Raw genomic sequence first — 7,579 nt, 5'->3', positions numbered from 1 at the left:
AGTTACCTCCTACTCGATCTGCTGCCTGAATTTCTTGCCACCTCCGGCTAGTGTATTGGGTAGGATGATTGGTTACCGTTATGGCAGTTGATTTGAAGTATTGTGTTAGGAATATTCGTTATATTTGGACAGGATTTCAATTTAGTGAAAGTTCAAATACTGATTTTACTAAAAATTACTTAAAATCCAGTAATATCAACCAAAACAAAAAATATCTAGCATCCGATAGTGCGGGACTGTGCCAGCAGTGAAAATTCAGTTAGAGCTTTAGCTCTTATTGAAGGACGTGTTTTGAAATTCGAGTGATCTTCTCGAAGTTCAGAACCTATCCTTGAGACCGTGGCTCAAGGCGGTCCAGCGCAGGCAACAGTCCCGCACTATCGGATGCGGCATGTTTCCCGAAAAAAGACAAAAAAAACAGCTCATCTTGGGGGGACGGGCATGTTTTTTTACTACAAGAATGTGTAGTGGCATTACCAGTAGTGTCGGAGGTGAGATATGAATGCTTGTGAGGTTTCCATATTTGTCAAATAGAGAGGGATTTGTTAACTAAACGAAAGCATTCAAAGTAAATCATCGTAATGGGATAGCATTCAAATGAGAATTGATTGAGGGGGGCAACTCTCATTTGAAACGCAAGTAATTTTTAGGTCAACGATATGAGGATGTGTATCGCAACCTTTATTAAGAGTTAAAAAAGGAAGGAATTGTATTGATCATATCTGTACCTCTTTCACGACTATAATATAGCACATATGTTTAAACAGTTAAATCCATTTTTAGAAAAAATATTTATTTGTTTTTAAAAGAATATTAATTGAATTTTGTGAGACTATACTGGTAAGCTGTTTTTCTCAGCCTTGGGCAAAATAATACTCACAAGTTGTAGAAATGTGGCGTAAATTACCAAAATTGTAGTAAACATTCTTATTTTTTATATTTTTGATATATTTTTTTAAATATCGTGTAAGCGCTTTAATTATGATAGGATGTTAACTATAATATAAATAAAAAAAGGGTGGTTTTTATTATGAAAGTAAGTATTGTAGGTTGTACTCACGCCGGAACATTCTCAGCAATGAACATTTTGAAGGAACATCCTGATTGGGAAGTTTCTGTCTTTGAACGCAATGATAACCTTTCTTTCCTATCATGTGGGATTGCATTGTGGGTCAGTGATCGTGTTTCAGATCCAAACAAAATGTTCTATGCTAGTCCGGAAGCATTGACTGAATTGGGCGCTCACATGCACATGCAACACGATGTTACAAATATTGATTTTGATAATAAAAAATTAGCTGTTAAGAACCTAGTTAGCGGGGAAACTTTCGAACAACCATATGACAAATTGGTTATTACAACAGGTTCTGCTCCAGTTGTTCCTCCAATTCCAGGCATTGACTCAAGCCGTGTTATGCTTTGCAAGAACTGGACAAATGCCAACGAATTGAAAGAAAATGCTCAAAATATCAAGAGTGCTATCGTTATTGGTGCCGGTTATATCGGTGCGGAATTAGCTGAAGGTTATTCAACTCTTGGTAAAGAAACTACTTTAATTGATGCTTTACCACACGTTTTAGCAAAGAATTTTGACCCTAATATGTCAGCTGTGGCTGAAAAAGACTATGTTGATAACGGCGTTACATTAGGTATGGGTGAAAAAGTTGAGTCATTTGAAGAAACTAACCATAGTGTAATCGTTAAGACTGATAAGAATACTTATGAAGCTGATATCGCCGTTATGTGTGTTGGCTTCCGTCCTAATACTAAGATGTTTGCTGATGAATTCGAAACACTTCCAAATGGTGCTTTGATTGTCGACAAGTATATGCACACAAGTAAACCAGATGTTTTCTCAGCCGGTGATGCAGCATCAGTTCACTACAATCCAACAAATGATAACCAATATATTCCACTAGCAACAAACTCAGTGCGTCAAGGTATCTTAGTAGGTAAGAATATTGAAAAAGATACTGCCGCATACATGGGAACACAAGCAAGTTCAGCTGTTGAACTATTTGGCAGAACATACGCAGCCAGTGGATTGACAAAAGATCACGCTGAAGTATTAGGCAAGAATGTTGAAACAGTTTCTCTCGAAGATAACTATCGTCCAGAATTTATGTTAACAACAACACCTGTTTTAATGAACCTAGTATGGGAACCTGAAACAAGAGTCGTTTTAGGTGGAGCTTTGACAAGTAAGTATGACGTATCACAATCAGCTAACTTGTTATCATTAGCTATTCAAAAGAAAGTTACGATTGATGAATTATCAATGGTCGACTTTTTGTTCCAACCAAACTTTGATAAACCAGTTAACTATGTCAGTGCTTTAGCTGGTGCAGCTGTGGAAAAAGCTGATTCTAAAGTAGCTGAATAATAATTACTCCCTGATTAGAAATAATCAATCGAAAGAAGTGGCCATTTTTGGTTGCTTCTTTTTTGTGTCATCTTTAATTTTCCAACTAATTTTTGCGAATATAAGATGCTTAAAATTTTAAAATCTCATATAGTCTAAATACAGTGGTGATGATAAGTCACTTCCAGAGGCAAGTACATTATGGAATTTCTTAATTAAACGGTCAGATTTCAGAATATAATGAATCAAAATGGTCCTATCAATTCAGAAATGAGGATAAATTTAATGGATGATAATGATTTTATTTTGCGGCAAGTTAAGTCATTTGCAGAAGGTCTAGGGATGATAGCTGGTAAGAAGGGCTCCCCTAAGACTGAAATTATTTATCAACAGCAACAAAATCAGAAAGGAAAAATTTTTACTGATTTAGATAACCTGTTACTTCATCGTAAATATGAAGCTGCGATTCATTATGTTTATGCCCAAAAATTTCAACTAGATCGCGCTAATTACTATCAATTAGGCGAATGGCTAACACAAAAATTACGAACGGATTCAGAAGTTGATCCGGCCTTGTTGGCGGAATTCATAAGTAACATGGAAAAATATAAATAATGTTATAGTTGTCATTGGTATAAACCACTAGATAATTTATGGGGGCAATAACAATGACAGAATTACCTAAATTAGCACTTGGAGCTTGGGCTTGGGGCGATAGTGCCAATTATTTTGGAAATGATTATGATGAAAGCCATTTTAAAAATGTTTATAATGCCAGTATTAAGGCAGGTTTGAATCTTTGGGATACCGCCTATGCGTATGGCAAAGGCAAATCGGAGACAATTTTAGGCGACTTAATGGCAAATACGCCACGGCAAGATTTGTTTATTTCAACAAAATTCACACCAATGATGGCTGATCCGGGTAACAAGAATTCTGTTAATGAAATGTTTGCTGGAAGTTTAGCACGTTTGAAAACCGATTATGTCGATTACTATTGGATTCACAATGACGATGATGTCGAATTGTGGACACCCAAAATTATTCCATTAGTTAAGAGTGGACAAGTTAAGCACGTGGGAGTTTCAAATCATGATTTACACGAAATCAAACGTGTTGTTGAAATTTTAGGCGATGCTGGAATTAAACTTTCAGCCGTCCAAAATCACTATAGTTTGTTGGATCGAACTTCAGAAAAAGCTGGAATTTTGGAATATTGCCAAGAAAATGGCATCAAATTCTTCTCTTATATGGTTTTAGAGCAAGGCGCTTTGACTGGTAAGTATGACGAAGACCACCCATTCCCAGCGGGCAGTCAGCGAGCTGTTAAATATAATAGTAAGTTAAGGGAATTATCAGGCTTAAATCACGTCCTAGCTGAAATTGGAGCTAAACGCAATGTGTCAGCAGCTCAAATTGCTATGGCATGGGCAATTGCCAAGGGAACATTCCCAATTATTGGAGTAACCAAAGTAGAACAAGTTGAAGATGCTGCAAATGTAGCAAAAATCAGTTTGAAAGATGATGAAATTCAGGCGTTGGAAAACTCAGCCAAAGAAGCAGGCATTTCAACGATTCGTGAGTGGGAAAAAGATATGACGGATTAGTATTGTAGTTGTATATGAAACAGTTGTTTGATTTTATGACAACTGTTTTTTTATTTGTAAGTAAGTTTTAATCTTCATTACATATCGCGTAGTGCTAGTTAAATATGCCGTCTCCAGAATCGAGAAATAGTTACTGGTTATGCGGACCGGTCTGAGCCAAGGTCTCAGACCTCGGCTTGAAGCCTCGCAAGCGAGTCTCCAAACACGCCCGGTGCTGTAAGTACGGGAAAATCACCCGCACTAACACCACTGTCACAGCCAGTAACTATTCTCGATTCTTCCGACTAAGGTCTTTACATGAATCTAAATTTCTTGAAATGGTTGAAGTATGTTTAATTATGATAAGCTTGGAATTAGTTGTGATAAACTAACTAGCACAACGCGTTACATATAAACTAACAAACAACAAAATAGCCGGAGGGAGAGAGCAAAAATATAGGCAGCAGTGCAGGTGGCGTTGGTGCTTTAGCACCTACACCACGGGACGAGTTTTGAAATTCGCGGTCTGTGCGAAGTTCAAAATCGAGAGGCGAGACCTTGGCTCGACTCGGTCCCCACAGCAGCCTATATTTTTTCTCTCTCCCGGAGACGGAAAACCAAAATTCACACTAAATTCAAACTTTCCTACAATCAACTTCATAATCTCTCGTTACTATGTATCCATAGTCAAATATGGCTATACGAAAAACGAGGTGAAACATATGAAAAAACATCCAATTCTCGTTCTAACGGGTGTATCTGTCTTGGCAGCTGCGTGCACTAAGATGATTAGAAGTCACAACGAAAAGAAATTTTTGAACTAACTCACCAATAAACAAAAATACAAAAATACAAGAATCAAAACCATTAGATTCACATTCAAAGCAAAATCAAATACTAATTAAAAATGAGGTAATTTATATGAAATCAAATATGATGACAGACTTGCGTAAGCAAGTCTTTTTTGTCGTTATTTTTTTGCTTTTCGCCACGTTATCCAATATTATTTGAATAGTTAGTATGTATACGAATGGAGATCCTAAAAAATGTCAAAACGTAATATCCTGTATTATTCTGGAGCGTTTTTTCTTAATCTAGTTATTATTTCAATTATCTTTGCTTATGCCGGATTAGTGCCATTCGGTAGTAACAACTTTTTAAGCAGTGATTTAGGTACCCAATATTTAACATTTTTGACCGAACTAAGGCGACAACTAGTTTCGGGCAATTTCCATTTGTATTTATTCAGCCAATCGCTGGGCGATAATTTTTTCCCGGTCATTAGCTACTATTTATTGTCTCCATTCAATTTGTTGCTGGTTTTGTTCAGTCCTAAAGGAGTTCCGGCAGCTGCCAATATTATTATTATGTTGAAAATTTCAACAATGGGCGTTGCGATGGCTTACTTCTTGAAGGAGTATTTTCAAAAAAATATTGTTGCTAATTATATGTTCACAATTGCGTACAGTTTTTGTGGATTCGTAGCCTCATATTTTTATGATTTGATGTGGCTCGATGCGCTGATAATGTTGCCATTAGTGGCGGTTGGTGTGATGCACGTCGTCAAGGAACAAAAGTATGTACTGTATTATTTTTCGATCCTTTTAGCAATTATTTTTAATTATTATTTAGGTTATATGCTGTGCATCTTTTCAGTCTGCTTTTTTATTTACCTTAGTTTAGAAAACAATCTTTTTCAAACTAACGGTAAATGGCGGGTGATTCGTAATTATTTAGTAACGTCAATTTTAGCTGGATTTAGCTCGGCCGTCGTCTTGGTTCCAACGTTGGTTGGGATGTTAAAAACAGCCAAGACTTCGTTTGATGTCTTGAATTATTTACCATCAGCACGTTTTGGCTTGGAAGCTTTGACGGAGTTAGGCATTGGCGGGAATACATTTGATCAACGTTTGGAGCACGGGCCATCGGTGTTTATGACTTCAACAATCTTAATTTTAGTAATTGCCTTTTTCGTTAGTGACCGAATTTCCAACAAAGATAAGTGGTATTCAACCTTGTTGATTGGAACGTTACTTGTCAGCATGTTTGTGACAACGTTCAATACGGTTTGGCACATGTTTCAAAATCCAGCCGGCTTTCCATTCCGTAATAGCTTCATCTTTTCATTTGCATGTATTTTTATCGCTTATAAAGCATTTGACAGTGGTGTTTTTCACGATGCAGGAACGATTATTAAAAGTACATGTTTGGCAGGGATTTTAGTTTGTATCGGTTATTCGACGGAGTGGTTACTACCGAGAATTATTGAAGAGTTAGGTTTTGGTACTCCTAATCGGCAATATGATGGTCGTTATTTTTGGTTAAGTATCGTCTGTATTATTATTTCAGGATTGATTTTATTAGCTTTGAATCGCAATCGGAAATTCTTGAGCATAATTATTTTGATGATTACGTTTGAAGTAATTGCTAACTTTAATTCAGTTATTAGTACTGCCGGTTTTGGTAATCAATTAGTTTATCGAGCTGAATTTGCCAAAGAAGATGCAATTTTAAAAAACGTTAAAGACCGAAGTCATTTAGGCCATCGAATTATTGTTTCCAAGTCAGGCTTGAATAAGGCTTTCCCCGAAAAATATAATAATTACAATGATCCAATTTTATTCAATATTAATGGTGTCAGTCTTTATAGTTCAACGTTGAATCAAGATACGCTGACGATGATGCATAATTTAGGATATTACAGTCTCAATGTCCGTCGTGTCAGTTATTTTGGTGGAACAAATTTAACTAATGCTTTGCTAGGTGTCTATTATCGAGTTCGCCAGTGGGATAACCATTATTATGTTGAAGAGAACTACAATGCGCCAACGTTAGGCTTTCTAGTCAGTCCCGATGTCTATGGATTTAAAATGTATTCCAAACGAGCCTTGGATAATCAAGATCGACTTTGGCAATCATTGAGCGGCAATAGTTATGAGTATTTGAAGAATGCGTCGGTCAACAGTATGCAACAGGCCAATGTGAAAAATAAGACGTTGTATACGTATCAATTAACAACACGTGCCAGTGGACCAATGTATTTCTACGTGTCACCAATGAATTACGATAAAGCTAAGATTTATGTGAATGGCAAAGAAGTAAAGACTAGTTCAATCAACGTGTATAGCGCCGCTACGTTAAGATTAGGTCACTTTAAAAAGAACACCAGAGTTGAAGTGAAAATTTTAACTAACAAGTCCTTAGATTTAAACCCTGAATATTTCCAATCATTAGATCAAAAAGCCTTCTTAGAGTCATTACGAAATTTCCGAAGTAATTCTTTGAAGATAACTTCTGATTTAAATCACGATACAGTTCGAGGCACAATCGACGTTCAAAAAGATTCACCATTATTGTTGAGCATTCCGTATGATAACGGTTGGAATGCATACGTTGACGGGAAAAAAGTCAAACTACATAAAGTCGTCGATAACTTGATGGCAATCGATTTAAAAACAGGCCACCACAAAGTTGTCTTAAATTATCAAGTACCAGGTTTAAAATTAGGCTGGATAATTTCAGCAGTCTCAGTCGGAATGTTTTTCAGCTTTAATTATTTAAGAAAGAAAAAAGAGGCTTAATTAATGTGTGGTTAATGCCGCCTCCATGAACAAGAAATTTAGGTCGCTAT

The 7,579-nt window shown here is 36.4% G+C and carries 4 protein-coding genes; all 4 read left to right on the top strand.

The annotated features are described in order from the left end of the window. The first annotated feature begins 1,030 nt into the window (after window positions 1-1,030). The 4 genes from FD31_RS13270 to FD31_RS13255 all read left to right on the top strand — a co-directional run bounded on the left by FD31_RS13270 (window position 1,031) and on the right by FD31_RS13255 (window position 7,529). Window positions 1,031-2,383 carry an FAD-dependent oxidoreductase gene (locus tag FD31_RS13270; protein WP_057893268.1) on the top strand — a complete coding sequence of 451 codons (1,353 nt, stop codon included), beginning with the start codon at window positions 1,031-1,033 and terminating at the stop codon, window positions 2,381-2,383. A gap of 264 nt (window positions 2,384-2,647) precedes the next feature. Beyond that, window positions 2,648-2,977: a hypothetical protein gene (locus FD31_RS13265; RefSeq protein WP_057893267.1), complete on the top strand. Its 330-nt coding sequence runs from the start codon at window positions 2,648-2,650 to the stop codon at window positions 2,975-2,977. A gap of 53 nt (window positions 2,978-3,030) precedes the next feature. Then, window positions 3,031-3,969: an aldo/keto reductase gene (locus tag FD31_RS13260; RefSeq protein ID WP_057893266.1), complete on the top strand. Its 939-nt coding sequence runs from the start codon at window positions 3,031-3,033 to the stop codon at window positions 3,967-3,969. Between the two features lie 1,025 nt (window positions 3,970-4,994). Continuing rightward, window positions 4,995-7,529 (top strand): YfhO family protein, encoded by a 2,535-nt coding sequence (locus FD31_RS13255; RefSeq protein WP_057893265.1) that lies wholly within the window; start codon window positions 4,995-4,997, stop codon window positions 7,527-7,529. The last annotated feature ends 50 nt before the right edge of the window (window positions 7,530-7,579 follow it).

Origin of the sequence: Companilactobacillus nantensis DSM 16982 (assembly GCF_001435815.1) — a bacterium.
In the GTDB taxonomy this organism is placed as follows: Bacteria; Bacillota; Bacilli; order Lactobacillales; family Lactobacillaceae; genus Companilactobacillus; species Companilactobacillus nantensis.
The sequence above is the reverse complement of the archived record's forward strand: the minus strand, read 5'-3'. Positions and strand labels throughout refer to the sequence as shown.

Excerpts from the sequence above, each read along its gene's own strand:
- FD31_RS13270 (WP_057893268.1), top strand. The coding sequence starts at position 1,031 with ATGAAAGTAAGTATTGTAGGTTGTACTCACGCCGGAACATTCTCAGCA.
- FD31_RS13265 (WP_057893267.1), top strand. The coding sequence starts at position 2,648 with ATGGATGATAATGATTTTATTTTGCGGCAAGTTAAGTCATTTGCAGAA.
- FD31_RS13260 (WP_057893266.1), top strand. The coding sequence starts at position 3,031 with ATGACAGAATTACCTAAATTAGCACTTGGAGCTTGGGCTTGGGGCGAT.
- FD31_RS13255 (WP_057893265.1), top strand. The coding sequence starts at position 4,995 with ATGTCAAAACGTAATATCCTGTATTATTCTGGAGCGTTTTTTCTTAAT.